At 45.2% G+C, this 25,306-nt stretch carries 19 protein-coding genes and 2 pseudogenes; 13 read left to right on the top strand and 8 right to left on the bottom strand.

The annotated features are described in order from the left end of the window. Nucleotides 1-742 precede the first annotated feature (742 nt). The 7 genes from DWX61_RS13225 to dnaA form a co-directional block, all read right to left on the bottom strand. On the bottom strand, nucleotides 743-1,210 hold the full coding sequence (locus DWX61_RS13225; protein ID WP_118516176.1) for a DUF1002 domain-containing protein: 468 nt from the start codon (nucleotides 1,208-1,210) through the stop codon (nucleotides 743-745). A 446-nt stretch (nucleotides 1,211-1,656) separates the two neighbouring features. Then, on the bottom strand, nucleotides 1,657-2,532 hold the full coding sequence (gene rsmA, locus DWX61_RS13220) for a 16S rRNA (adenine(1518)-N(6)/adenine(1519)-N(6))-dimethyltransferase RsmA (RefSeq protein WP_118625713.1): 876 nt from the start codon (nucleotides 2,530-2,532) through the stop codon (nucleotides 1,657-1,659). A 27-nt stretch (nucleotides 2,533-2,559) separates the two neighbouring features. After that, nucleotides 2,560-5,454, bottom strand: a complete 2,895-nt coding sequence (locus tag DWX61_RS13215) for a hypothetical protein (protein WP_118625711.1) — start codon at nucleotides 5,452-5,454, stop codon at nucleotides 2,560-2,562. Between the two features lie 46 nt (nucleotides 5,455-5,500). Continuing rightward, nucleotides 5,501-6,592, bottom strand: coding sequence for a DNA replication/repair protein RecF (recF, locus tag DWX61_RS13210; RefSeq protein ID WP_118625799.1), 1,092 nt, complete (start codon nucleotides 6,590-6,592; stop codon nucleotides 5,501-5,503). Between the two features lie 4 nt (nucleotides 6,593-6,596). After that, a complete protein-coding gene (locus tag DWX61_RS13205) occupies nucleotides 6,597-6,803 on the bottom strand; it encodes an RNA-binding S4 domain-containing protein (protein WP_021650164.1) in 207 nt (68 codons plus the stop codon). 436 nt (nucleotides 6,804-7,239) lie between these two features. Further along, nucleotides 7,240-8,355, bottom strand: a complete 1,116-nt coding sequence (gene dnaN, locus DWX61_RS13200; protein WP_118625709.1) for a DNA polymerase III subunit beta — start codon at nucleotides 8,353-8,355, stop codon at nucleotides 7,240-7,242. Between the two features lie 277 nt (nucleotides 8,356-8,632). Then, nucleotides 8,633-10,000: a chromosomal replication initiator protein DnaA gene (gene dnaA, locus DWX61_RS13195; protein WP_118625707.1), complete on the bottom strand. Its 1,368-nt coding sequence runs from the start codon at nucleotides 9,998-10,000 to the stop codon at nucleotides 8,633-8,635. A gap of 572 nt (nucleotides 10,001-10,572) precedes the next feature. Here dnaA and rpmH point away from each other — a divergent pair. The 5 genes from rpmH (at nucleotide 10,573) to jag (ending at nucleotide 13,774) form a co-directional block, all read left to right on the top strand. Then, entirely contained in the window at nucleotides 10,573-10,707 is a 135-nt protein-coding gene (gene rpmH, locus DWX61_RS13185; protein WP_005423866.1) for a 50S ribosomal protein L34, read from the top strand. Between the two features lie 82 nt (nucleotides 10,708-10,789). Then, a complete protein-coding gene (gene rnpA / locus DWX61_RS13180; protein WP_059086518.1) occupies nucleotides 10,790-11,152 on the top strand; it encodes a ribonuclease P protein component in 363 nt (120 codons plus the stop codon). Further along, nucleotides 11,133-11,342: a membrane protein insertion efficiency factor YidD gene (gene yidD / locus DWX61_RS13175; RefSeq protein ID WP_353611248.1), complete on the top strand. Its 210-nt coding sequence runs from the start codon at nucleotides 11,133-11,135 to the stop codon at nucleotides 11,340-11,342. The genes rnpA and yidD overlap by 20 nt, the downstream gene beginning before the upstream one ends. An 86-nt stretch (nucleotides 11,343-11,428) precedes the next feature. Next, nucleotides 11,429-12,745, top strand: coding sequence for a membrane protein insertase YidC (locus tag DWX61_RS13170; protein WP_330590889.1), 1,317 nt, complete (start codon nucleotides 11,429-11,431; stop codon nucleotides 12,743-12,745). A 21-nt stretch (nucleotides 12,746-12,766) separates the two neighbouring features. Beyond that, complete coding sequence (gene jag / locus DWX61_RS13165; RefSeq protein WP_118516184.1) at nucleotides 12,767-13,774, top strand: RNA-binding cell elongation regulator Jag/EloR; 1,008 nt, start codon at nucleotides 12,767-12,769, stop codon at nucleotides 13,772-13,774. A 143-nt stretch (nucleotides 13,775-13,917) separates the two neighbouring features. Here jag and DWX61_RS19580 read toward each other — a convergent pair. Continuing rightward, nucleotides 13,918-14,139: pseudogene (locus DWX61_RS19580) on the bottom strand (DUF6783 domain-containing protein). Between DWX61_RS19580 and DWX61_RS19575 the strand changes: the two are divergent. From DWX61_RS19575 to DWX61_RS13125, 8 genes and pseudogenes are all read left to right on the top strand, one after another. Continuing rightward, nucleotides 14,077-14,214 (top strand): annotated as a pseudogene (locus DWX61_RS19575) (DUF6783 domain-containing protein); the annotation flags it as partial. The pseudogenes DWX61_RS19580 and DWX61_RS19575 sit on opposite strands and share 63 nt — an antisense overlap. A gap of 176 nt (nucleotides 14,215-14,390) precedes the next feature. Beyond that, the gene (gene mnmE / locus DWX61_RS13155) at nucleotides 14,391-15,767 is read left to right on the top strand and encodes a tRNA uridine-5-carboxymethylaminomethyl(34) synthesis GTPase MnmE (protein WP_118625703.1); all 1,377 of its coding nucleotides are present in this window, start codon (nucleotides 14,391-14,393) and stop codon (nucleotides 15,765-15,767) included. Between the two features lie 1,196 nt (nucleotides 15,768-16,963). Beyond that, nucleotides 16,964-18,850, top strand: coding sequence for a tRNA uridine-5-carboxymethylaminomethyl(34) synthesis enzyme MnmG (gene mnmG / locus DWX61_RS13150; RefSeq protein ID WP_118516185.1), 1,887 nt, complete (start codon nucleotides 16,964-16,966; stop codon nucleotides 18,848-18,850). Between the two features lie 189 nt (nucleotides 18,851-19,039). Beyond that, complete coding sequence (rsmG, locus tag DWX61_RS13145; protein WP_118625701.1) at nucleotides 19,040-19,759, top strand: 16S rRNA (guanine(527)-N(7))-methyltransferase RsmG; 720 nt, start codon at nucleotides 19,040-19,042, stop codon at nucleotides 19,757-19,759. Between the two features lie 302 nt (nucleotides 19,760-20,061). Then, the gene (locus DWX61_RS13140) at nucleotides 20,062-21,132 is read left to right on the top strand and encodes an ABC transporter ATP-binding protein (RefSeq protein ID WP_118625699.1); all 1,071 of its coding nucleotides are present in this window, start codon (nucleotides 20,062-20,064) and stop codon (nucleotides 21,130-21,132) included. Further along, entirely contained in the window at nucleotides 21,129-21,992 is an 864-nt protein-coding gene (locus DWX61_RS13135) for an ABC transporter permease (protein ID WP_118516140.1), read from the top strand. Before DWX61_RS13140 ends, DWX61_RS13135 begins: the two co-directional genes overlap by 4 nt. Nucleotides 21,993-22,005: 13 nt before the next feature. Continuing rightward, complete coding sequence (locus DWX61_RS13130; RefSeq protein WP_118625697.1) at nucleotides 22,006-23,535, top strand: GldG family protein; 1,530 nt, start codon at nucleotides 22,006-22,008, stop codon at nucleotides 23,533-23,535. Then, nucleotides 23,535-25,094, top strand: coding sequence for a DUF4340 domain-containing protein (locus tag DWX61_RS13125; RefSeq protein WP_118625695.1), 1,560 nt, complete (start codon nucleotides 23,535-23,537; stop codon nucleotides 25,092-25,094). The genes DWX61_RS13130 and DWX61_RS13125 overlap by 1 nt, the downstream gene beginning before the upstream one ends. The last annotated feature ends 212 nt before the right edge of the window (nucleotides 25,095-25,306 follow it).

Genomic DNA, 25,306 nt, shown 5'->3' with positions numbered 1-25,306 from the left:
CCATCTGTCTGAGCCAGGTACGCATCAGCGTACATGGCGAGTTATGGGGCGCCCTGCACGGCAGAAGACTCAGGCGCTTAGTACATCGTTTCGTAAATAACAATACCAATCGCGTAGGATGTGGATTCGAGTGTGCAGGTATAAAAACGCAGGCGTAGCGGGCTACGCCGAGGCTTTTAGACCTGTGCAATCGGATTCACAGACAAGTGAGTGGTATTGTTATTTCGAAAACGATGTACTAGTATGACCCGGCGAAACGACCGCACCAGGCACGACCATGCAGCCGCCCCTCCGGCAGTCCGTCCGTCCCGTCCCTCCCCACCCATAAAAAAAAGAGCCCCAAAAAGGCCCAAAAACGAGGAGTGCCCCGGTAGTGGCTTACCGGGGCGATTATTATGAAAAAAATTGTATGTGTAATGATACAGATACACACCATTACAGCGTCTTTCGTAACGTTCTTTCGAACTATCCCTATACTACCAGACAAATATGAACAAACAATGAACATCCCGTAAACAATTAGCGCATTTGCACAATTTTTTCCAAAACAACCTCCAACATTTTATAAAAACACCACATTCACAAACAAAACCAAAGTCCTAAATATTGTACATATTGTACATCTCACACAAACAAACCAACAACAACCCCAACAAAAGAGCCACAACCCTCACCCTCTAACTCAAACTCCATCTAAAACATCATCAAAAACACCATCCAAGGAACCAGCCATCACCGCCCATCACCGCCGTGAAAGCATTCCCTTAATAAACTCAATCGCCTTCTCAAAAATATTCTTCACATCAGACTTCGTAACACCCATATCCTTCAAAGTACTATAAGCATCACTCACATACCCCTTGATCTGATCATCACTCATCTCGATTCCACGGAACTTACTGATAATATTGACCAGAGAACTCTTATCATCCTCATTAAGACTCACCCCAAAATGATCCGCAGCCTCATCGATCCCCTGAGAAATCTCATCATCCGTGATCTGGTTAGAATCAAAAAGTCCCTTCACATAAACAATGATATCCCCAACCTTATCCGGGTCAGAAGCAAGAGACCCAACCTCATTATCCTTCAGGATCTCCTCCGCCTGACTCATAACAGAACCGGAATCAGACGCCATAACCATCATCGGAGATGTACATGAAATAACACCCGCAACAATCAAAGCTGTAAACTTGTTCAATCTTCTCATAATATTCAACCTCCATACGGGCACCAGCCCTTATCAAAAAATTTCCATCAGCCTCATCGACTTCACATTGCCATTTACGGCCCTTTATTACCTTTTACTATCTTTTACTTTTTATTACCTCTTTAACGCCCCTCAGTATACCACACACCCCCACCCCTCTGTAAACCGTAATTTTCCCCAATCCCATCCATACCATTCAGACTATATACATATCGTCAAAAATATATTCACAATATTTTCATATTTTAAACAAACTTTCCTAACATCTCGTCAGTAAAATAGAAAATGTAAATTTTTCATTACTTACTTATGTCTGACACCTCAGACATAACCTCCTTTCTATGACGATATATAGATCCGGACAGGAAACCTCTCCAACATTCCCGTCCGGAAACGCAAAAAGAACCCGGAACAGCTGCCCGGGCTCTTTTTGCGTTTATCATATATTAATTTTTCTCATCATAAATACAGTTGGCAAGCATCGCAAACTGCTCCAGTGTCAGCGCCTCACCCCTGATATTCAGCGGAAGGTTACACCTGTTGAACACATCCTCGATCTCCTCCTTACTCAGGGAAAAATCTCCGGAATTTCTGATACCGTTCACAAGCGTCTTTCTCCTCTGGTTAAAAGATGCACGGATCAGACGGAACATAAGCCCCTCATCCTTCACATCCACCGGCGGCTTCTCATAACGCGTCAGCTTGATCACCGCACTTCCGACCTTCGGCCGCGGCATAAAACAGTTCGGCGGTACATTCGCAACGATCTCCGGCTTCGCATAATACTGCACAGCCAGGGAAAGCGCACCGTAATCCTTGGTACCGGGACCAACCTGCATACGGTCTGCAACCTCCTTCTGCACCATGACAGTGATCGAATCCACAGGAACATTCTTCTCAAAAAGCCCCATGATGATCGGAGTCGTAATGTAATACGGCAGATTCGCAACCACCTTCACAGGCTTACCGCCGTTTTTCTCATCTGCGATCTTTTTGATATCCGTTTTCAGGATATCGTTATTGATCACGGAAACATTATCCCAGTCCTTCAACGTATCCTTAAGGATCGGGATCAGCGAACTGTCAATCTCCACAGCAGCCACCTCTCTGGCAGCCTCCGCAAGATACTGGGTCATAGTTCCGATACCCGGACCGATCTCCAGTATAAAATCATCCTTCGTGATACCCGAAGACTCAATGATCTTTTCCAGAACATGCTCATCGATCAGAAAATTCTGACCAAACCTTTTCTGGAAAACAAAATGATACTTTTGAAGGACTTCAATGGTATATTTCGGGTTACCAAGATAAGGTCTGGCCATATTTTTTACCTCTGCTTTTTCTTATTTTCAGCTGAAATCCTTTTCAAAAAGTACCGTGTAGCCATCACGGTCCACACGCTTCTTGGAACGCTTGAACAATCCGCTCTGAGCTCTCTCCATAGCCTTATCCAGCATGGTCTTCACAGTACCGATGCACATCGGCTGATCCTCCTTCTGGTTGATCCCGATCAGATTATACAGAGCAAGCATGCCCATCTGGTCGATACGGAATCCATTCTCCATGGTATAGACCTTGGCGAAATTAACAAGTTCATCGTTTGTAAATACAGGAATGTTGATCATGGATGTAAACTTCTTCGCAAGCTTCGGATATCTTGCGATCAGCTTACGCATACCAATCTTTTCATCCTCCAGGATCACGATCATTCCCTTTGTGTTTCCGGTCATAGCTTCCTCAAGCTCATCTGCTGTTTCCTGGGAAAGCTGGTTTGCATCCTCGATAACAAGGAAACCGCCGGCAAGCTTGGATACGATCTCCGGAATATCCTTTCCGTTGAGATCATCCGCAAATATATAGGCAACCTTGGAAGCCTCGATATTCAGCTCTTTACAGATTGCCGGGATCAGACTTGAGATCAGTCTCGTCTTACCTGTTTCTCTGCCGCCCATAACGATCACATTTCCGGTCTGGGAGGTCTTGTCTGCTGCGCCCATCTGCACATCGCAGAGTACATCAAGCAGCTGTTCCTTCATTCCGGGAACTGTAACAAAATAGGTGAAAAGCTTCTTCTCTTCCTCTGTGAGCTCTTTCTTTCTGGAAACGATCTTTGTAGGATCCTTCTCCGGATGGATCGTAGCGATAAATTTCTCAAGCTGCTCTTCCTCGCTGAGCTCATCTTCCTCATCGTCCTCTTCCATGGCTTCATCAGAATCATCACCGATGGGACTGCTGATAAAGTCATCCTCGTCATCCTCATCCTGGAAGTTAAAGGCGTCATCACTGTATTCTTCTTCCTCATCAAGAAGATTTTCCTCTTCCGCTGCAGCCACCGGTTCCTCATGATGAAGCTTCGCAGAAGGCTCTGCTGCCGACTTCTGCACCTGCGCCTCAGATTCCAGTGAAGGAATCTCCGGAAGCACATCATCTTCTTCCACCGGCTTCTGTACTCCTGACGGACCATTCAGGAACTCTGCTTCTGCAGCCTGAAGATCCTCCTCAGTAACCGGCTCCTCATCTTCATCAAATACGATATCCGGAATTCTGGTATCGGAAGTCTCCGTTACCTCTTCCTCCTGCTGAGCGGAGATCTGCGCCATGATATCCTCGATATCTGCCGCATCCGGCTCCTCCGGAACAAATTCATCAGCCGCAATATCCAGATCCTCAATACCATCCGGCTCTTCCGTTACGTCGGACTGCTGGACATCCGGAGATTTCTCTTCCTCCGGGATATCGATTCCCTGCTGTGTAGCTGCTGCCAGAATGGTATCCTCCAGGTTAAAGTCTTTATCCTTATCCTTCTCGGACCTGTCACCTACAGATGCCGCAATATCCTCGATACTTCCGAAAATTCCGGACGCATCCGGCATCTCCGCGGAACTGCTTGCATTCTCCGGGTCCACATTGATCATGGACTTCGGGATCTTCAGCTCCGGCATACGGATCGTTGCGGAAAAATCAGGCTTGCCTTCCTCATTGAGCGGAACCCCTGCAGGCTTCTCCTCACTTTCCTCATTTCCGGCAGCCTTCTCCTTCATGATCTCTGCAACACTCTGGGACAAAGACATCTCTGTAGCTTTCTCAGCCTCAGCTTCTTCCGCTTCCTGATAAGCCTCTTCTTCCTCTTTATCCTGCTGTTCCTGAGCCTGCAGCTTCATACTTCCGGATGACAGGTTCTCAACACCTGATGCCAGGGGAATCTCATCCACTTCCTGTCCGGAAAACTCTTCCTGCTCTTCCGAAGGCTCATCACTTCCTTCTGCTGCTTCGATCTCCTCAGAATCTGTAAACTCCTCTGACGGTTCTGCTGCCGCAGCAGTCTCAGCCTCCGGCACTTCAGCCTGTTCCGTCACATCCTCAGAGCCTGTGGAAACCTCTTCCTGCTCTTCATCCTGCGCAGCTTCTTTTTCCTCCATATCCTCTTCCGCGGATTTCTTATGTCCGCCAAAGATATCACGGAATCCCTTGGAAAGCTTCTCCTGGAATGTCTCCGCACTGTTCAGATCCCGCTCATCATCTACCTGGATGGTATCTGTGACCGGTTTTGCCTCCTCATACTCGCCGGATGCTTCCTTGCTCTCCCTGATCTCCTGCGCCTTTTCCGGCGGGATCAGCTTCGGGATAAAACGCTGCTCGTATTTCTCTTTCTCTTCGCCAGTGAGAACACCCATCCGCTGTTTCAGGTCAAGGGCCTTTATCACATAAGTTCCGTCATTGAACCAAAGGATCATCTCATTGCAGAGATCCAGGCACTTCTGCTTGTCTCCTGCCTTGTAATAGAGCTTGGCCAGCTCATAGGACCAGCGCTCCGTAAATTCCTTCTCCTTATATTCCTCAAGAATACGGATCTGCTCATTCAGAGATGCATTCTTCGCTCTGGCGATCTTATATTTCAGTATATACTGGCTGTTATCATTACCTGCCACTTCTCTGTATTCATCAAAGAATTCTGTGGCTTCACTGATCTGTCCCATTTTCAGGGAAACCTCAATCAGACGGTAAAGTATGTTCTTGCCGATCGGCGCTCTGTGGTAGGCAAGAAGAAAAATTTCCTTGCTCTCTTCATAACGCTTGTTGGCCGCGTAGATCTCGCCCACTACACAAAGGGTACGGACGTTTTTCACACGACGCCAGTCAATACTGTCAACAATCTGCATGGCGCCTTTGTAATCCTGGGTCTCGACCAGCTTATTGATCTGTCCCAGCTTAACGCGAAACTCCTCTTTATCCAAAATATTCACCAACTTTCCATAATCAGAATCAGTTTACCATATGCATACGGGCTTGTCAAAACCCTTTAGGCATATAAACATGCCCCTTTACCACCTGAAAAACCCTGTTGATCTTGAACTGATGGCTGACAAAATCATCCAGTCCTGTACAGGTGATCAGAGTCTGTATATCGTGGATGCTTTCCAGCAGATATGTCTGCCTGCTGCTATCCAGCTCTGAAAGAACATCATCCAGCAGAAGCACCGGTGTATCCCGGATCTTTTTCTTCACCAGATAGATCTCCGAAAGCTTCAGAGAAAGAGCTGCAGTCCTCTGCTGCCCCTGGGAACCATACCTCCGGATGTCGATCCCGTTGACTTTTACGCAGAAATCATCTCTGTGCGGTCCCACAGAGGTCAGCTTCATCCGAAGATCCCGCTCCCGGTTCCTGGAAAGCTTATCCTCAAACTCCGCCGCCGTAACACTTGGCTCGTACAGGATCTCCAGCTCCTCGATCCCGCCGGTAAGGCCTTTATGGAGCCCCCTTGCGATCTCGTTAAGCTCCTCCACAAAGGCTTCCCGCTTCCCGATGATCTTCTTTCCGTAATCGACCATCTGCATATCCCAGACATCCAGGGTACTTTTCAGCCCGGGGTTCATATAACAGTCTTTGAGAAGACGGTTTCTCTGGTTCACGATATGGTTGTAGCCGGCCAGCTCCGTGATATAAACACCATCCAGCTGACAAAGCTCCGAATCCAGAAAACGTCTTCTCTCTCCCGGTCCATCCTTGATAATATTAAGATCCTCCGGAGAAAAAAACACCAGATTCACCACCCCCAGCAGCTCCCTTGCCTTGCGGATCGGCAGCCCGTTGATGGCAACTCCCTTTGCTTTGTTTTTCCGGAGGTGCATGTCTATTTTGTATGAAAGCTCGCCCTTCTTCACCATCATTCGGATATGGGATTCCTCATTCTTAAAGCGGATCATCTCCCGGTCCTTGCTTCCCTTGTGGGATTTGCTGGTACCTGCCAGATAAACCGCCTCCAGGATATTGGTCTTTCCCTGGGCATTGTCGCCGTAGAGAATATTGGTGCCCTGATCAAAATTCATCTCCAGCGACTCATAATTCCTGAAATTATTCAGTCTGATGGATTCAATGTACATTCCTTCACCCAATCACATAAATATCTTTTCCATCGTAGGAAATGGTATCTCCAGGATGGATCTTGCGGCCACGGCGGTTCTCCACCTCACCGTTCACCAGTACCAGACCATCATTGATGGCATATTTCGCCTCAACGCCGTCCTCCACAACACCGGCCAGCTTCAGCGCCTGGCCAAGCTTGATAAATTCGTCTTTAATTCTGATCTCCAATTTTTTCTCCTCTTATCTCCGGGGATATTTTCTCCGTCAGATCAATCTTTTCTGATCTCCTGGCGGTATTTAACCGCATCAGGTAAGTCCTCTGCTTCAATCGTGGATATCCGTTTGAAAATCCCCCAATACAAATTTCACCGGAAGGTGGTAATTTAAATACCCCCTTCCAGTAGTTTACACACGAAACACTTCTCAGAACACGATCGCATTCCCATATAAAATCGGTCAAAAACGGTCACTCATTTTAGGTGTACCTGTTTCTGTCAATCCTGATACCAGCCGTCAGGCTGTACGCACCATACGGACACTTACATATCCTGGCTATCGATATCAATTCTGTTCACAGCTTCAAGTATGTGCGTCTCACACGTACACCCGCACTCCCGAAGCTGCCGCGCCACCTCTTGTCCCTTATTTCTTATATACCCAGGTTTTATCTGGCCTGATTCTGGTTGATATTTACAGGAAGGATCAGGTAAGTATAGTTCTCCTCATCGTCACGGATAAAGCACGGGGCCTTCGGATTTACAAGATAGATCGTCACGGTTTCATCATCAATAACACGAAGAGCATCGATCAGGAATTTCGGGTTGAAGCCGATCATGATATCCTTACCCTCTTTTTCAATATCGATCTCCTCATTCATGGAACCCATTGCAGAATCAATGCGCAGCTCCATATCATCATCTGTGATGTTGATGATGATCGGTTTTTTGTCAACCTCACGTACCAGAAGTGTGGCACGATCGATACAATCCAGGAACTCTTTTTTGTTGATCTTCAGTTTTGTCTCATAATCACTGGAAAGCATCTGGTCAATTCTGAAATATTCTCCTTCGATCAGTCTGGAAACTACCATAGTCTGATCAAATTCAAATAAAATATGGTTTTTTGTGAAGTAAATGCTGACCTGATCATTCACCTCTCCGGAAAGGATCTTGCTGACCTCGCTTAAAGTTTTGCCCGGAACTACCACCTTACGGTCAGAATAATCTTTCTTAAGGGGCATTTTTCGGATAGCGATACGGTGTCCATCCAGAGAAACTACCTTCAGACAGTTATTTTTGATCTCAAAAAGTTCACCGGTCATAAGCTTATTGTTCTCATTTACAGCAATAGAAAAAATAGTCTGGCGGATCATTTCTTTCAGTGTGTACTGAGAGATCGTCAGTGGTTCATCCTTTTCGATCATCGGTAAATAAGCAAAATCTTCTCCTGATTTTCCGGGGATATTGAATTTTGCTTTTTCACAGGTGATGGTTGCTGCATATTTATCATCAGTTTTAATGGTAATATCATTATCCGGAAGTCGTCTGATGATTTCATAGAAGATTTTTGCATCAAGAGCAACTTTACCTTTTTCTTCAATAGTACCCTCAACGATAGTTTCAATTCCCAGCTCCATATCGTTGGTGGTAAATTTGATCTGGTTTGTGGTTGCATCCATAAGAATACATTCCAGGATCGGCATTGTGGTTTTTGATGGAACTGCTTTGAGTGCGATACTTACACTTTTTAACAGACTTGATTTGGAGCAGATGATTTTCATAGTGTGTATAACTCCCTTTCTGAACAAATTGTGGTTTTTATAAATATATTTATAGAAAAAATCCGCCGTAACAGCCGTAGGGGGCCAGATTTTGTGAAAAACTCCCGCAGGCCTGATGTTTTCAGGGGTTTTCCGTTGGGATAACTTTGTGTAAAAGTGGTAGTTTCGTATGTGAATAAACCGGGGATAAAATTACCGCCGCGTTTTGGCAAAAAAGTTGTACACATCTCTCCACATACAATCAACACGTTATACACCAGTAATGTGGAAAACTTCCCTAACCTTGTGGATTAATCTTCTTTTTCAATATATCAATGGTATTTTTTAAGTTATCGTCGTTCTGCAATTCGTTTTCGATCTTTTCAATACCGTGCATAACGGTAGTATGGTCACGGTTTCCGAGAGCTTTTCCGATATTTTTCAAAGGTGTGGATATGATCTCACGGCAGAGATACATGGAAACCTGGCGGGGCATGACGATCTTGGAGTTTCGTTTGTTTCCGCTTAAGTCCGCAGGTGTGACTCCGTAATGCTCTGCAACAACGGAGATGATGTATTCCGGTGTGATCACTTTTTTCTCATCCGGAGAAATAATATCCTTCAGTGCCTGCTCTGCCAGCTCCAGAGTTACTTCCTTTTTTTCAAGCTTGGCTCCGGCCATGACCTTGTTGAAGGCACCTTCCAGCTCACGGATATTGGATTTGATATTGGTAGCGATATATTTGATAACATCTTCACTGATGCTGTAGCCGTTCATTTCTTCATTCTTATGAAGGATCGCCATTCGGGTTTCGTAGTCAGGCAGCGTGATATCTGCGATCAGGCCCCACTCGAACCGGGAACGGAAGCGCTCTTCCAGGATTTCCATATCCTTTGGTGGTTTATCAGAGGATATGATGATCTGCTTTTTGGCACTGTGAAGACTGTTAAATGTATGGAAAAATTCCTCCTGTGTGGATTCTTTTCCTATAATAAATTGAATATCATCGACGAGAAGAACGTCGATATTTCTGTATTTTTCACGGAATTTACTCATTGCCGTGTTATTTCCGTTTCGGATGGTTTCGATCAGCTCGTTGGTAAATTCCTCACTGGTTACATACAAAACACGGCTGTTTTCGTCGTGTTCCAGAATGAAATGAGCGATGGAATGCATAAGATGCGTCTTACCAAGACCGGCTCCGCCATAGATAAACAGTGGATTGTAGGTATCTCCCGGTGATTCGGCAACTGCAAGAGCTGCGGCCTGGGCGAATTTGTTATTACTTCCTACAACGAAGGTGTCGAAGGTGTATTTTGGATTTAAATGCGCTTCTTCGTAACGTGTATCCTGAACCTGTTTATCATAAGAAGTGTTTTTTTCTGTTTTTTTGGGGAGATCTTTTTCCAGAACGAAGCGAACCTCGCATTCTTCCATGCCTGTCAGTACACAGATAGTAACCTGGAGAGGTATTTTGTAGCGTTTACTGATGTAATTGACTCCGATCGCTGCCTGCTCAGAGGGAACAACCACTGTTATCAGCTTTCCGTCAACCTCATAAACTTTCAGCGGCTTGAGCCAGGTATTAAAAGGGACATCAGTCACCTCATATTCAGATTTGACAGTTTGCAGGATCTCCTCCCATTTTTCAATAACAGTGTCCATTTTTTCCTCCCATGAGTATTATAATAACCCCAGTCTGCGACTGGAGATAGATATCCTTTTATATATTACAATGAAAATGGGGTTTTCGCAATGGAAAATCCTTGAGATTTTGGGGAAAAGAATGTGGATAATGTGGGGAAATTACTGTGGATTAGGGTGGATTATTGTGGATAAGAGTCCTGTAGGTTTCCATAAGTCGAGAATTGGTGGAAAATGTGGAAGAATTATGTGTATAAAAAAATCCACCTTATAAATACCGCAAATAAAGGTTTTTTTTGAAAACGATGTGAACAAACCCTCCGAAAAAGTGGATAGATTTCCGGTCAATCCACAAGTTATCCACAAGTTATCCACAAAATGTGGATAATGTTACGTAAACCATAAGCGCTTTCCACATAAGAGAAAAAAATAAATACCGTAAGGTGGGGGTATTTTACAGAACCCTTGATTTTATCGGGTTTTTTGCAATTTTTACTTGACGAAAAGGAGGTTTATTTATATAATTGAAACGATGTTCTGAATGATAAGTTATTTCATAACAATTAAAAATAGATAAAGGAGGTGCTTTACCTATGAAGATGACATTTCAGCCAAAAAAGAGATCCAGAGCTAAGGTTCACGGCTTCAGAGCTCGCATGAGCACAAAGGGCGGACGTAAAGTATTAGCTGCAAGAAGATTAAAAGGAAGAAAACAGTTATCAGCATAAGCTGCAAGACCGCATTTATGTGGTCTTTTCTTCTATCCGGAGAAATATCCGCGCAGGCGGAATCTAATTAAGGAGGATTCGTTTGATCAGATCAGAGTCCTTAAAGAAAAATCAAGATTTTAAAGTTGTATATCAGAACGGAACATCGTACGCAAATCGGCTTCTGGTGATGTACGTGCTGAAGAATCAGCACATGAAGAATCGTCTGGGAATATCAGTAAGCAAAAAAGTAGGGAACAGTGTGGTTCGCCACAGACTCACCAGATTGATCAGAGAAAGCTATCGTCTCAACGAAACAGATTTTGACAGTAACCTTGATATTGTAGTGGTAGTGAGAGCCGCAGCCAAGGGCAAGAGCTTTCACGAGATCGAGAGTGCTTTTCTGCATCTTGCAAGAAAGCATCATATAACAGGGAACGAACATGATAAAGAAATTTCTGATTAAGATGATAAGGCTCTATCAAAAATATATATCGCCGATGAAGAGAACGAAATGTCCTTATATTCCCACATGTTCTCAATATGGTTTGGAAGCAATCGAAAAATATGGCGCGTTTAAGGGCAGTCTTCTTGCGGCATGGAGGATTCTGCGATGCAATCCTTTTTCCCACGGAGGCTATGACCCTGTGCCATGAATTATTTTGTGACTGTTCAGCCTTTTCCCGGGCAGAGCAGTTACCGGACTTTTACAATTGAATAAGAAGTCTAGGAGGAAATGAATTTGGAACTGTTTTTAGCAACAAAAACCGGAACTCCTATTATCGGACAGATCGCGTCTGTGATGGGATGGATCATGGATGGCATATATAAGATGCTTGACGGCCTGTTCGGAATCCAGAACATTGGTCTTTGTATCATTATCTTCAGTATTCTTATCTTTGCCTTTATGACACCGCTGCAGATCAAGCAGCAGAAATTCTCCAAGTTAAGTGCGATCATGCAGCCCGAGATCCAGAAGATCCAGAAGAAATATCAGGGTAAAAAGGATCAGGACTCCATGATGAAAATGAACGAAGAAACCCAGGCTGTTTATCAGAAATATGGTGTTTCTCCAACCGGTAGCTGTGTACAGTTAGCCATTCAGATGCCTATTCTGTTTGCTCTGTATCAGGTTATCTATCGGATTCCTGCTTACGTTGGAAGTGTAAAGAACATTTTTACTGGTGTAGTTGACAACCTGGTAGCTGTAAACGGATACACAGATATCCTGCAGCAGTTTATCACAGACCATTCCATGACACGAGTACGTCTCGTTATGGACAGTGCCGGAAATGCTACAAGTAACTCTATTGTTGATTTTCTGTATGCACTTTCTCCTTCCCAGTGGAAAGAGCTGGCACAGATGGATCAGTTTTCAGGATTTTCTGATGCGATCGCAAAAGCATCCGGCAATATTTCCAAGATGCAGGGCTTCTGTGGCCTGAATATCGCAGACCAGCCGCTGTATTATATCATGGAATTCTTCAAAAATCATGGTTCTCTGTTACTTGCGATCGTAGCACTTCTGATCCCGGTTCTTGCATGGGCAACTCAGATGCTGAACCTGAAGCTTATGCCACAGGCTGCAACACAGCAGGCAGACGGAAATGATCAGGCCAGCGCAATGGCAAACTCCATGAAAACCATGAACATGGTTATGCCTCTGATGTCTGCATTCTTCTGTTTCACATTCCCGGTTGGTCTTGGTATCTACTGGATCGCCAGTGCTGTCGTTCGAAGTGCCCAGCAGTTTGCGATCAATCGTCATCTTGATAAGATGAACATTGATGATCTGGTTAATGAGAATATGAAGAAGATCGAAGCGAAGCGTGCGAAGGAAGGACTTCCGCCGCAGAAGATCACCAATCAGGCTCATCAGTCCGCCAAGAATATCAATAAACCTGTGATCAATAAGGGTAACAGCGGAAACAACGGTGCTTCAGACAGAGCACAGAAGGTTGATACTGCTTATGAGAAGGCAAGAAGTGCAAAACCGGGCAGCATCACAGCCAAAGCAAATCTCGTAAGAGACTTTGATGAGAGAAATAAGAAGAAATAATCAGGAACGGAGGGGTTCGTAATGGAGGATTACATTCAGTTTTCAGCAAAAACAAAGAATGAAGCTATCACAAAAGCGTGTCTTGAGCTTGGAACTTCCAGTGACCAGCTTGATATTCAGGTTATCAGTGAAGGCAGCTCCGGATTCTTCGGAATCGGCAGCAAACCTGCCGTGATCAAAGTTCGCAGAATCGAGCCAGTTTCTGATATGCAGGAGATCGATGAACTGGTAGAGTCCGTGAAACTGGACGCTATCAAAGAAGAGAAGAAATTAGAAAAGCCTTTTACTCCGGATGTAAAGAAAGAATCTGCACCGAAAGCAGCTCCTGCAGAGGAGAAGAAGCCGGTGAAGAAAGAAGCTATACAGGTGGAGAAGGCATCCGAAGAAGCACCTGCAAAGGCAGCAGCACCAAAGGAAAGACCTGCAAGGGATTTCCAGGGCAAAGCAAAGCCTGCACGTGAGAAACAGCCAAGAGCTCCAAAGGAGCGTCAGCCGAAGGAAACACGTGAGAGAGCACCGAAGCAGGGCAGACCGGTAGAGATCCTCAGCGATCCGGAGAAGATCAGAGAGGTTGAGGAGAGAGCAGTCGTATTTCTTCGTGACGTATTCGGCTCCATGGATCTTGGAGAAGTGGAGATCACATCGAAATACAACACTGCAGACGGTTCTCTGGATGTGGATTTTGAAGGTGAGGATATGGGTATCCTCATCGGAAAAAGAGGCCAGACACTGGATTCTCTTCAGTATCTGACAAGCCTTGTGGTAAACAAAGGCGAGTCTACCTACATTCGTGTAAAACTCGATACCGAGGACTACAGACGCCGTCGTAAGGAAACTCTGGAGAACCTTGCAAGAGGAATCGCTTTCAAGGTAAAGAAAACCAGAAAACCGGTAGTTCTGGAACCGATGAATCCATACGAAAGAAGGATCATCCATGCATCTCTGCAGGGCAACCGCTATGTAGAGACAGTCAGTGAGGGAGAAGAACCTTACAGACATGTAGTAGTAAAACTGAAACGCAATAATTGATGATCCACCGGTAAAGCTGTAAGCCGTATCCCGGAGCGTAAGCTCTGTGGGTACGGCTTTTTTTGAGCAGATATGCTCAGATGTGCAATTCATCTCACCACCTGAAGAGGTGGGAGAATTCTTGCTACATTTGTTAAAAATTATCATTGCAATCTCCGCAACAATTCTTTATAATCATTGAAGAGCAAATAATAAAAGATATTTCTGCAGCGGAAATCCGGAACGCAGAGATTAGAGCGTGTTTGAAAAAGCATTCCCGCAATCTGCACGCCCCACTTTGCGGTATATTTTGCCCGAATTCAGTTGCCGTAGCCCGCTACGGCGCCTTCATCCGGACAAAATCTCCCACAAATTGTGACGCACATCTTGCAGAAAGTCTTTTTCAAACACGCTCTAGCATTATAAATATGGAAACTGACAGAAGATGTTATTCTAGGTGAAAGCGTGAATAACACGTGTTTTTTGCGTGTAAAAAGCTTTTCCGGAGTAACATTTTTGCGTTTAAGCGTTTAACCGGATGCTTTTATCTGCTGGACCAGGATAAACGGTATGGCAGCTATCAGCTGCAGTGTTATATAGCGGATGCTTTTATCCGTTTGATAAAGGAGAATGAAAAATGGAAGAGACAACGATTGCTGCGATTTCCACAGCCATGAGCGCATCGGGAATCGGGATCGTCAGGATCAGTGGCCCGGAGGCTTTTGAGATCGCATCCGGAGTATACCGTTCCAAGGGTGGAAAAAAATCTCTGAAAAACGTCCCAAGCCACACCATTCATTATGGATATATTTATGATAACGAAGAAATGGTAGACGAAGTGCTGGTCATGGCCATGCGCGGACCACGGACATACACAGGAGAAGATACCATAGAAATCGACTGCCACGGCGGCGTTTTAGCCATGAAAAAGGTACTTGAAACTGTGCTGAAAAACGGAGCCATTATTGCCGAGCCAGGAGAATTTACCAAGCGTGCATTTCTCAATGGAAGGATCGATCTTTCCCAGGCGGAGGCCGTTATGGATGTGATACAGTCCAAAAACGAGTACTCATTAAAGAATTCTGTAGGACAATTAAAAGGTTCAGTCCGAAAAACAGTACAGAATATCAGGGAAAAACTACTGTACCATATAGCGTACATCGAATCGGCATTAGACGATCCGGAGCACTATGATCTGACAGGATATTCGGAAGAATTAGAACAGATCGTGGCAGAAGAAAAAGAAAAAATACAGAACCTGTTAAAAACAGCCGGAGACGGAAAGATCATACAGGAAGGTATCCGGACCGTGATCCTGGGCAAGCCGAACGCAGGGAAATCTTCTCTGCTGAATCTGCTTCTGGGAGAAGACAGAGCCATCGTGACCGATATCGCAGGAACCACCAGAGACGTACTGGAAGAGTATATCAACCTGCATGGGATCACATTAAAGATCGCTGACACAGCCGGAATCCGCCAGACAGAAGACATCGTAGAGAAAATCGGCGTATCCAAAGCCAAAGAAATGGCAGCAGACGCAGACCTGATCCTTTATGTCGTAGATTCCTCTGTACCGTTAGATGAAAACGACGAAGAAATCATAAAAATTTTGCAAGAGAAAAAGACAATTGTCCTCTATAGTAAGACAGACCTTGAATCTGCTATAGATATAGAGGATTTAAAGAGCAGAATAAACCAGCCGGTGATCCCAATCTCCGCGAAAGAAGAAACCGGGATCACAGACCTGGAAGAAAAAATCCGGGAAATGTTCTTCAGTGGGGAGATTGACTTCAATGATGAAGTCTACATCACCAATGAACGCCACAGACAGGAGCTTTTAAAAGCACAGGAAAGTCTTTCTCTGGTAGAAAATAGCATAGAAAGCGGAATGCCGGAGGATTTTTATTCCATAGACCTGACAGATGCATACGAAAGTCTGGGACGGATTCTGGGAGAATCACTTGGGGAAGACCTTGTTAATGAGATATTTTCTAAATTTTGTATGGGGAAATAATAAGCGCATAGGCTGCGGAGGCCCCGGCCATATATGCCGCATGGATTGCGAAAGCTCGGCCGTATGTGCCACATGGAATGCGGAACCCCGCAGAGGGTAGGATCACATTGGAATGTGAGAAAACCGCAGAGGGGCGCAAGGCCGCGCCCCTCTGCACACCCCTGGGCCTTTTTTATATAGTGCGGCGGTTGTGGAATGCTGAAAGATACTAACTTATGCCTGTATGCTTCTGTATTGGTAATTCAACACTGAGCCGAAATATATCAAACGGAACTTTGTATATTTCCGCAGGATATATTGTTGCATAATATAGACTGCGGAGATCTGGCCGTATATATCACATGGATTGCGGAATTCTGGTCGTATATGCCGCATGGATTGCGAAAGCTCGGCTGTGTATGCCACATGGACTGCGGAACCCCGCAGAGGGTAGGATTACATTGGAATGTGAGAAAACCGCAAGGGGGCGCAAGGCCGCGCCCCTCTGCACACCCCTGGGCCTTTTTTTATATAGTGCGGCGGTTGAGGAATGCTGAAAGATACTAACTTATGTCTGTATGCTTCTGTATCGACAATTCAACACTGAGCCGAAATATATCAAACGGAAGCAGGAATAACCCCGCAGATGTGCATCGCACATCGAGAACCTCGTTACAGTTCCATTACAACAATCGGCACAACGTTCCACATCCAACACCGAAGCATACAGACAAAGTCAACACCGCACCCCACACCACAACCCAAGAACTCAAAACTCCCTCGGCACAACGTTCCACATCCAACACCGAAGCATACAGACAAAGTCAACACCGCACCCCACACCACAACCCAAGAACTCAAAACTCCCTCGGCACAACGTTCCGCATCCAACACCGAAGCATACAGACAAAAGTCAACACCGCACCCCACACCACAACCCAAGAACTCAAAACTCCCTCGGCACAACGTTCCACATCCAATACCGAAGCATACAGACAAAAGTCAACACCGTATCACACACCACAACCCAAGAACTCTTAAAAAAAAGCCCGAGGGGTGTGCAGAGGGGCCGTGGCTTTACGGCCCCTTTGCGGTTTTTCCACAGCTTCCCAAAGCAAAAAAACCAGGCCCTCTGCCAAGAAAGCAAAAACAAAACCAAAACCCAATCACACAATAAACAAAGAAAAAAAATAAGAAAAAAATAAAGGAGAAAAAGCATGAAAAATCTGGAACAGTTTTTCGACATCATAGTAGTAGGCGCCGGCCACGCAGGCTGCGAAGCATCACTGGCATGCGCCCGCTTAGGACTCAACACAGTCATGTTCACAGTCAGCGTAGACAGCATCGCCCTTATGCCCTGCAACCCCAACGTAGGCGGCAGCTCCAAAGGGCATCTCGTCCGCGAGCTGGATGCTCTCGGTGGAGAAATGGGTAAAAATATAGACAAAACCTTCATCCAGTCCAAAATGCTCAACCAGTCCAAAGGCCCTGCAGTCCATTCCCTTCGTGCACAGGCCGATAAACAGGCCTACAGCACACAAATGAGAAAGACACTGGAAAATACAGAGAACTTAACCATCCGCCAGGGCGAAGTGACCGAACTGCTGGTAGAAGACGGGCACATCACCGGTGTAAAAACCTTCTCAGGAGCCACCTACCACGCAAAAGCTGTAGTCCTCTGTACAGGAACCTACCTCAAGGCCCGCTGCATTTACGGTGACGTCAGCAACTATACGGGACCGAACGGCCTTCAGGCAGCCAATTACCTTACGGATTCCCTGAAAAAGCTGGGGATCGAAATGTTCCGTTTCAAAACAGGAACTCCGGCCAGAATCGCCGGAAACACCATTGATTATTCTAAGATGGAAGAGCAGTTCGGAGATGAAAGAGTCGTACCGTTTTCTTTTTCCACAGACCCGGAATCCGTACAGATCGAGCAGAAATCCTGCTGGCTGACCTATACAAATGAAAAAACACACGAGATCATCCGTGCAAATCTGGACAGATCCCCCCTTTATTCCGGAATGATCGAAGGAACCGGACCACGTTACTGTCCGTCTATCGAAGATAAAGTAGTCCGTTTTGCAGATAAAAAACGTCATCAGGTATTTATCGAACCGGAAGGTCTTTACACAAATGAAATGTACATCGGCGGAATGTCCAGCTCCCTGCCGGAGGATGTTCAGTACGAGATGTACCATTCTGTACCAGGTCTGGAGAACGCCAAGATTGTAAAAAATGCCTACGCTATTGAGTATGACTGCATCAATCCGCGCCAGCTCTATCCCACACTGGAATTCAAAAAGATCAAGGGCCTTTTCAGCGGCGGACAGTTTAACGGAAGCTCCGGATATGAGGAAGCAGCCGCTCAGGGCCTCATAGCGGGAATTAATGCGGCTATGGAGGTAAAAGGCCGGGAACAGCTGATTTTGGACCGCTCAGAGGCATATATCGGCGTTCTCATCGATGATCTGGTAACAAAGGAGAACCATGAGCCATACCGAATGATGACAAGCCGTGCTGAGTACCGTCTGCTCCTCCGACAGGACAACGCAGATCTCCGCCTTCGCAAAAAAGGCTGGGAGGTCGGCCTGATCGATGATGAGACATACCATAAATTACAGGAAAAAGAGCGCCGGATCCAGGAAGAGATCGAGAGAGTGGAACATGCAACCGTAGGTGGTTCTGCAGAGGTACAGAGCCTTCTGGAATCTCTGAACAGTACCCTTCTGAAATCCGGAACCACCATTGCAGAGCTGATCCGTCGGCCGGAGCTTAACTATAAGGTGCTTGCACCCATTGATAAAGAAAGACCGGAGCTTCCGGAAGATGTATGTGAGCAGGTAGAGATCAACATCAAATATGATGGCTATATCCGCCGCCAGATGAAGCAGGTAGAGCAGTTTAAGAAACTGGAGCAGAAAAAGCTTCCGGAAGACATTGATTACGAAGATGTAGGAAGCCTCCGCATTGAGGCACGCCAGAAGCTGGAAGCCTACAGACCGGTGTCCATCGGCCAGGCGTCCCGTATCTCCGGTGTATCCCCGGCTGACATTTCCGTGCTTCTTGTATATCTGGAAAGCAGATCCGGACACAAACACTGATAATACAAAGAATAACAGCAACTATTCAGAAGGCAGGCATTTTGGCACGTTTTTTTGCCAAAATCCCGAGACATATAAGGCAAAATGATATCACCGAAGGTGATTTGGAATGCATTTTGACTCGTAACTGTGAGGGTACTGAACAGTTACAAATAACAATAAAACACAGAAAATAAGAGAGGAAGCTGCATGTACAATTTAGAAATCCTGGAAAAAGGCTGCGAGGAGCTTGGGATCGCACTCAATGACACGCAGAAAAACCAGTTTATCCGGTTCTACGAATATCTTGTAGAAAAAAACAAAGTCATGAACCTCACCGGTATCACAGAATTTGACGAGGTTCTCGTGAAACATTTCCTGGACAGCCTCTGCTGCGTCAAGGCTGTAGATATGAACAATGTAAAAACCGTTATGGACATCGGAACCGGTGCCGGATTCCCGGGTGTTCCCCTGAAGATCGCCTTCCCGGAAGTGGAAGCCTGCCTTCTGGACTCCCTCAATAAAAGAGTAAAATTCCTGGAAGAAACCTTTGCACTCCTGGGCCTGGAGGGGATTTCTGCCATTCACGGAAGAGCTGAAGAATATGCAAAAAACAAAGCCTACAGAGAAAAATATGATCTCTGCGTATCCAGAGCAGTATCCGGACTTGCAACCCTGTCTGAATACTGTCTCCCGTATGTAAAAGTCGGAGGGCTTTTTGTCTCCTATAAATCCGGTTCTGTAAAGGAAGAAGCAGAAGCAGCAGAGAAAGCAGTAAAGATCCTTGGTGGAAAGATCAGGGATATTCAGTACTTTGACCTTCCGGGATCTGAGATCGGCCGCTCCCTGGTCATTATCGAGAAGGTAAAGAACACCCCGGGCAAATATCCGAGAAAAGCCGGAACACCGCTCAGAGAGCCACTGGCATAAGATACCTCCTGTCGAACAAAGTCAAAATTTGTCCGACAGGAGATTTTTTTGTCTGGGAGTTTCACAAAATTATCACAAATTTATCCTACTTTTATCACAAATTACTTCTACACTATAATCCGATAGAGATGCCCCTGGATTCCCCCATTCTCTGTTTCATCCGGGGGCATTTTCTATTGGTGTTGAAAAGACGCCAGAGTCAAAGGGCTTCAGTTTCAGGACCTTTTGCCTCTGGCATCTTATAAAATGGGAAATCGATAATTAAAAAAGTATTTCCCTGAGAATAAAAGGAGGAGAGTAAAGTGATCGAAGTAAGTAATCTGGTCAAAAAGTATGGCGATCATACTGCGGTTGACCATCTTTCCTTTCAGATCGAAAAGGGGAAAATTTACGGATTCCTGGGCCCCAACGGTGCAGGAAAATCAACAACTATGAACATGATCACAGGATACATTGCTTCCACAGAAGGAAAAGTGATGATCGATGGTCATGATATTCTGGAGGAACCGGAGGCAGCCAAGAAATGTATCGGCTATCTGCCGGAAATGCCGCCGCTCTATTTTGACATGACTGTTCTTGAGTACATGAAATTTGCGGCTGATCTGAAAAAAATCCCAAAAAAACAAAAAGACAAACAGATAAAAGAAGTCATGGATATGGTAAAGATCACAGACATGAAAGACCGTCTGATCAAAAATCTTTCCAAAGGTTATCGCCAGAGAGTGGGTCTTGCACAGGCAATCCTGGGATATCCGGAGGTGATCATCCTGGATGAGCCGACAGTAGGACTTGACCCGAAGCAGATCATCGAGATCCGTGACCTGATCAAAGGTCTGAAGCAGAAGCACACGGTTATCCTAAGCTCCCATATCCTTTCCGAGGTAAGAGCAGTGTGTGATTATGTTCTGATCATTTCCCATGGAAAGCTGGTAGCCAGCGATACACCGGATAATCTGGAACGTCTGGCAGCAGGCTCCAACAGCCTCCTTATGAAGGTAAAAGGCGAGAAAGACACGATTCGAAAAGCTCTGGAAACGATCGAAGGCGTAACCGGAGTGGAAATGTCCTATGACAGCGATGAGAAATTGTGGAAAACAAAACTTTCCATTCAGGAAAATGTGGATATCCGTGAAAAAGTCTTCTACGCTATGGCAAAAGCGAACTGTCCGATCTACGAGATGCAGGTTAAGAGAGTTTCCCTTGAGGATGTATTCCTTGAACTTACCGAAGGAGAGAAAAAATCCGTCGGAAAACCGGAAAGCTCACAGTGGAGACCGGTAGAAGATAGATCATCGGAAGAAGAAAAAACTCAGGAAGAAAAAACTGAGGAACCAGAGAAGGCTTCTGATGAGAAAGAGGGGGATCAGTCATGACAGCGATTTTTAAAAGAGAACTGAAAAGCTATCTGACCTCCATGGTTGGATATCTCTTTATATTTTTTGTCCTGGTGCTGACCGGAATTTATTTTTCCGCATATCAGCTTTCAGGCGGCTATTCAAAATTTGAAACTACTTTAAGCGCACTGACCTTTGTGTTCCTGATCGGTGTGCCGATCCTTTCCATGCGTGTACTTGCAGAAGAGCGCAAGCAGAAAACGGATCAGCTTCTTCTGACCGCACCGGTATCTGTATGGGATATCGTATTTGGAAAATATCTTGCACTGGTAGCTGTGTTTGCCATTCCGGTCGTGATCATGTGCGTTTATCCTCTGATCATGAGTAAGTTCGGAACGATTTCCTATGCTTCCGCATACACCGGGATCCTGGGATTTTTCCTTCTGGGATGTGCGAATCTGGCGATAGGTGTATTTATGTCAGCGCTTACAGAAAGCCAGGTAATTGCAGCAGTACTTACTTTTGTATTCCTGTTCGCTTTCTACATGATGAACGGAATTTCCTCATTCTTTTCACAGACCTCCATGTCAACCGCAGTGGCATTCGGACTTCTGATCGTAGCGATTGCTATCATCATCTATACCATGATCAAGAACATCCTGATTTCTGTAGTGATCGGAGCTGTGGGAGAGATTGCCCTTGTGATCGTATACGTTGTAAAATCCAGTATTTTCCAGGGTGGTATCCAGAAGGTACTGAACGTATTTAACCTGAGCGGACATTATGATAATTTTACAAACGGCGTGTTTGACGTGACAGGAATTGTTTATTTTATTTCTGTTATTGCGATCTGCCTGTTCCTTACCATGCAGTCCATTCAGAAGAGACGCTGGAACTAGGGGGTGAATGGAAATGAAATTCAGTGAGAAATTTAAGAAAAATAAAGGCGAGGCAGCCGCACCGGAGGCAGCACAGGACTCCGGCAAAAAGAAACATAAACCGGATCCGAAAAAGCTGGTAGGCACCATCAGCAAAAAACATATCAAAAACGGTTCCTACAGCGTGGCTATGGCAGCTGTCTTTATCGTGATCGTGGTTGTGATCAATATGATCGTCGGTGCGATCCCATCCAAATATTCACAGCTGGATGTAAGCTCATCCAAGCTTTACACCATTGGTGATGAAACAAAGAAGGTACTGAAGACACTGGATAAGGATGTTACCATTTATCAGATCGCGGCAAGCGGTTCTGAGGACGACACGATCTCCAATCTGCTTTCACGTTATAAAGATGAGTCCAAGCATATTAAAGTTGAGGTAAAAGACCCGGTTGTAAATCCGAAATTTGCATCGGAATACACAACCGATGATCTTGCGTCAAACAGCCTGATCGTAGTCTGCGGCGACAGAAACAAGGTTATCAATTACAACGATATGTATTCCTCTTCAGTAGACTATAATACCTGGCAGCAGACTACTACCGGATTTGATGGAGAAGGACAGATCACAAGTGCGATCGGCTATGTGACATCAGAGGATCTTCCGATCATGTATACCTTATCCGGACATGGAGAAAAAGATCTGGATTCCAGCTTTAAAGAAGATATCCAGAAGGCAAACATTGATATCAAGGAGTTGAACCTTCTCACAGAGGGAAAGGTTCCGGATGATGCAGACTGCCTGATGATCGTATCTCCGACCAGCGATATTTCCGAGGAAGAAAAAACAGAGCTCCTGGATTATCTTGAGGCAGGCGGAAAAGCTATGATCTTCTCAGATTATACACAGGATGATCTGCCGAACTTTGATGCGGTTCTTGAAAATTATGGTGTAAAGTGTGCAGAGGGAATCGTATTTGAGGGTGATAATCAGCATTATGGAATGCAAATGCCATATTATCTTGTACCAACGGTCAACAGCACAGATGCAAGCTCTGAGACAGCTTCTGCAGGCTCCTATGTACTGGCGCCGTATGCGCAGGGCATTCAGAAAACAGATGATGTAAGAGATACTGTAACCATCGACAGTATCCTGACAACCTCTGACAAGGCTTACTCTAAAACAAATATGCAGAGCAGCAATATCGAAAAGGAAGACGGAGATGTAGACGGACCGTTTGATCTTGGGGTTGCCATCACAGAGAAACTGGATGATGATAAGGAAACACAGATTGTTTACTACTCCACAGCAAATCTGATGGAGAGCCAGGTGAACCAGATGGTATCCGGCGGAAATGAAAAGCTCCTTCTGGAGTCCTTGAACTGGATGACCAGCACGGACGACAGTAATTCCGTTTCTATTCCATCCAAGAGCCTTGAGTCCACAAGTCTGACAGTAACCGATTATGATGCAGCCTTCTGGAAGATCTGTACCATTGGTCTGATCCCGGGAGTGTTCCTTGTTGCAGGATTCCTAATCTGGCTTAAGAGGAGAAAAGCATAATGAAAAAATCGACCAAACTTGTTTCAGCAGTTGTTGTTCTGGCAGTTCTCGGCGGCGTTTATGTGGGACTGAACACCTATGTATCCAAAGAAGAAAAGGCAGAGAGCAGCAGCGAAGAGGAAAGCAAAACAGAAGTGTTTTCCGTGAAAACGGATGACATTAAATCTCTGGAATTTATCGTAGACAAGAAGGAAGTGACCTTTGAGAAAAAAGATGATTCCTGGGTGAAAAAGGATGAGACTGCTTTTCCTGTAAATCAGACAACTCTGGATTCCGCAGCTTCCGCCATCGAAAAGGTGGAAGCGGACAGAGTCCTGGAGGATGTGGAGGATCTTACGGAATACGGACTGGATTCTCCATCTAACACAGTAACCGTTGATACCGCTGATGGGACAACGAAGCTCAACATCGGAGATGAGAATACGTCTACGAATCAGTATTACATTTCCAAGGATGATGATGACAGCACGGTATATGTAGTGGCAGCGGACACAGTGTCTCCGTTTATGAATTCCCTTTACGATTATGCACAGGGAGAAGATTTCCCAACAATTGATTCTTCCACAGTGAAAAAGGTCCAGGTCAGCGAGGATAAAGATTCCTATGTCCTGGAAGAAAATTCCGACGGAGCTACCTGGGCTGTTTCCGGTGACGGAAGCAGCGATAAAGAGTCTGCCGATACAACGGCAGCAGGAAACATAACCTCCGGACTTGGAAGCTTTGCATTTGACCAGTTTGTAAACTACAATGCAGAGGATCTTTCCCAGTATGGCCTTGATAAGCCCTATGCGACGATTACAGTGGATTATCAGGAAGAGGTGAAGAATGACAGCACAGACAGTACAGAATCCGGAGAAAACGATTCTACGGCCTCTGAGAGCGATTCTGAGAGCAGTGACACTACTGACACGGACAGCAGCTCAGAAGATGCAGACAGCAAGACAACCACAGTGGATAAACAGCTTGTCATTTACGTTGGCGGTGAGGCAGGAGATGGCAGCAGATATGTAACGGTAGATAACAAACAGATCTATACAATGTCAACGGATACACTGAGTGCAGTTATTGACAAGACGCCGTCAGATCTCTGGTCACTGATCGTCAATTATCTGTCTGTAAAAAATCTGGATCAGCTCCAGGTTACTTACGGTGAAACAACAAATACTGTAAATGTTTCACGTGAAACATCCACAGATGATGACGGAAACGAAAAAGAAACAACAACCTATCAGCTGGATGGTAAGGAAATAGAAAGTACAACCTTTACCACCTTCTACAACAAGCTGATAAACATGGCAGGACAGAAGAGACTGACAGACGCTTATACACCGGTTGCAGATCCGGAGATGACCGCTGTATTCACAGACTCTGACAAGAACCAGACAACCGTTACCTTCTACACATATGACACAAACTATTATGCAGCTGTCGTTGGAGACAAGGTATTTCTTGTAAACAAAATGACAGTAAAAGAAATGTTCAATGCATATGAAACCATGGTAAACGGTGAAACAGAGACAGAAGCCACAGCAACACCAACAGCTGAGACGGAAAAATAAAATATTAAGAAAATAAATAAAAACACCTCGGAGATTCGCAAATAATAAGGTGATCTCCGAATATCCACTTGATGATCAGATATTCGGAGACACCACATAAATCAGGATTTCCCGGGGTGTTTTTATGTTGCTATTATTTTACGGTCCTTACAGAAGAATAAGGTCCGTATATTTTTTACCGTTTGTGATGTGGTATGCACGATAGCAGATGA

The sequence above is a fragment of the Ruminococcus sp. AF20-12LB genome (assembly GCF_003478985.1).
Taxonomy (GTDB): domain Bacteria; phylum Bacillota; class Clostridia; order Lachnospirales; family Lachnospiraceae; genus Blautia_A.
This window is presented reverse-complemented; position numbering and strand designations above follow the sequence as displayed.